The organism is Parabacteroides sp. AF17-3, from assembly GCF_003635445.1.
In the GTDB taxonomy this organism is placed as follows: domain Bacteria; phylum Bacteroidota; class Bacteroidia; order Bacteroidales; family Tannerellaceae; genus Parabacteroides; species Parabacteroides goldsteinii.
In genome coordinates this window covers 1-2,490 of sequence record NZ_QTMM01000039.1, presented here as the reverse complement: position 1 = coordinate 2,490, position 2,490 = coordinate 1, and the positions used below count along the sequence as shown (strand labels likewise).

Annotated in this window: 1 protein-coding gene; it reads left to right on the top strand. The window is 40.6% G+C overall.

Annotation, left to right across the window (positions count from 1 at the left end; translation table 11 throughout):
* The first annotated feature begins 561 nt into the window (after positions 1-561).
* On the top strand, positions 562-2,376 hold the full coding sequence (locus DWW91_RS27370) for a reverse transcriptase domain-containing protein (RefSeq protein WP_122329433.1): 1,815 nt from the start codon (positions 562-564) through the stop codon (positions 2,374-2,376).
* The last annotated feature ends 114 nt before the right edge of the window (positions 2,377-2,490 follow it).

The window sequence follows — 2,490 nt, the reverse complement described above, 5'->3', positions numbered from 1 at the left end:
TGTGCGCCCGTAGAGGCTGTGTAGTAAATATGCTGATTGCAAGGCATTAGGTAAGTTTTCCAAAACCTATCATCGCCCGACTTATCTGTCCAACGAAAGACGGCAGGGAGTGTAGCATGTTGGGAAAGTCATAAGTCAGAGAGCTATCAACTTTGCGACTGAATGATGAGATGAAAGATAGATACGAGGATAAAATCCTAATTGATTAAATGGCAACCTAAGTGGTCGTTGTAGAGACTTTGACGTAAGATAGCTAAACTCGTCATATTACGATACTTCTGATATAGAAGATGAATAGCAGAAGCTGGAAATTATCGTAACGCAACCATTGGCAATGGTAAAGGGTGGAAACCATATCCGACAATCTATCACGCTGTTGTTACTACACAGCTAAACGGGGATTACCTAACTCGGAATGCCGTAAGGCTATGAGGTTTAGCCTCTGAATATCCGACATGGTAACGGAGCTTCCGTAGTAGTCTGAGCAAGGGAAAGCCTTGTACATGGCAAAGGGAAGCAGTTAAAGGTTTAATACAATTTTAGAAAAATGTGCGAGACATTATGAGAAGTTCAAAGAAAGTATTAAACGGTCTATCAAAGCATAGTCCGCAAGTAAATTACAAGTTCGAGCGACTGTATCGAATACTGTTCAACGAGGAGATGTATTATGTTGCCTACCAACGCATTTATGCAAAGGAAGGTAATATGACTGAAGGCTCTGACGGGAAAACAATAGACGGTATGAGTTTAACTCGGATTGCTGATTTGATTGACTTGCTCCGAGAGGAGACATATCAACCAAAACCTGCTAGGCGGGTGTATATCCCAAAGAAAAACGGGAAGATGCGACCGCTGGGAATCCCATCTTTTGATGATAAGTTAGTACAAGAGGTAACACGAATGATTCTCGAAGCCATTTATGAGGGGCAATTTCAAGACTGCTCACACGGTTTCAGACCCAAACGGAGTTGTCATACCGCACTCAATAAGATTCAAAAGACATTCACAGGAACAAAATGGTTCATTGAGGGAGACATTAAAGGATTCTTCGACAACATCAATCACGAAATATTGATTGGTATACTCGCAGAACGTATCTCAGATGAGCGTTTTCTCCGACTAATAAGGAAATTTCTAAACGCAGGTTATCTCGAAGATTGGACGTTCCATAACACTTTCAGCGGTACTCCGCAAGGCGGAATCGTTAGTCCTATTTTGGCTAATATCTATTTAGACCGACTCGATAAGTTTGTAATGGAATACATCAAGAGATTTGATGTGGGAGTCACAGCGACTCGCAAACCTTTCGAGGGGCGCAGAAGTCTTGATTTTCAGAAGAAGGTGGCTATGCAGAAACTTAAAACGGTAAAAGATGAGAGCGAACGCAAAAAAGTTGTAGAACAACTCAAAGTTATTGACAGAACAAGATTGCAGATACCTAGTTTTGACGAAATGGACAACGGTTACAAAAGGCTCAAGTATGTGAGGTATGCTGATGATTTTCTGATTGGTGTGATTGGTAGTAAGGAAGATAGCCAAAGAATCAAAGAAGATATTAAGAATTTTCTTGAATCCGAATTGAAACTCGAACTATCGGACGATAAAACACTGATTACCCACAGTCAAAAAGCAGCGAAATTTCTTGGATATGAGGTCTTAGTAAACCGCTCTAACCTTGCTAAAAGAGATAACACAGGCAGGTTGTCAAGGGTATATAACAAGAAAGTTCTATTGAGAATTTCTATGGAAACCATTAAGAAGAAATTACTCGATTTCGGAGTGCTGGAGATAAAGACCCACAACGGAAAAGAGCAATGGAAACCGAGGGAGCATAGAAAAAGTATCTGTAACGATGATTTGGAAATCCTCCAAAAGTATAACTACACGATTAGAGGATTCCACAACTACTATGCGATTGCAAACAACAGTTCTCTGCTCAACACCTACAAGTACATTATGGAGTACAGTATGTATAAAACGTTTGCTGGTAAATACAAAAGTAAGGTTACTAAAATTGCCAATAAGTATATGAAAGACGGCTTATTTACTATACAGTATAAAGACAGTAAGGGAAGAGAGAAGCAACAGACCTTTTACAACGAAAGTTTCGCAAGAAGAAAACCTGAAATAGGCGATAATCTTGACAATGCTACCGTAGTTTATCACGCCAATAGCACAAGCCTCATTGATAGGCTCAAAGCTGAGAAATGTGAGATATGCGGAGCAACTGGTAATTTGGATATGCACCACGTTCGCAAACTAAAAGTGTTGGACGGCAAAGGATATGCCGACAAGCTAATGATTGCAAGACGTAGAAAAACCATAGCCTTATGTCGAAGTTGCCACCTCAAGGTTCATTCAGGTAGTATAGACTGACTCTTTAATGGAGAGCCGGATACACGGAGACGTGTAAGTCCGGTTCGGGGGCGAGTATTTGAAAACCTACCATAGAAATATGGCAAGGCGTTGGGTGCTTAGCCTACTTATGAT

Coding starts and splice junctions, on each gene's coding strand:
- DWW91_RS27370 (WP_122329433.1), top strand. CDS start 562: ATGAGAAGTTCAAAGAAAGTATTAAACGGTCTATCAAAGCATAGTCCG.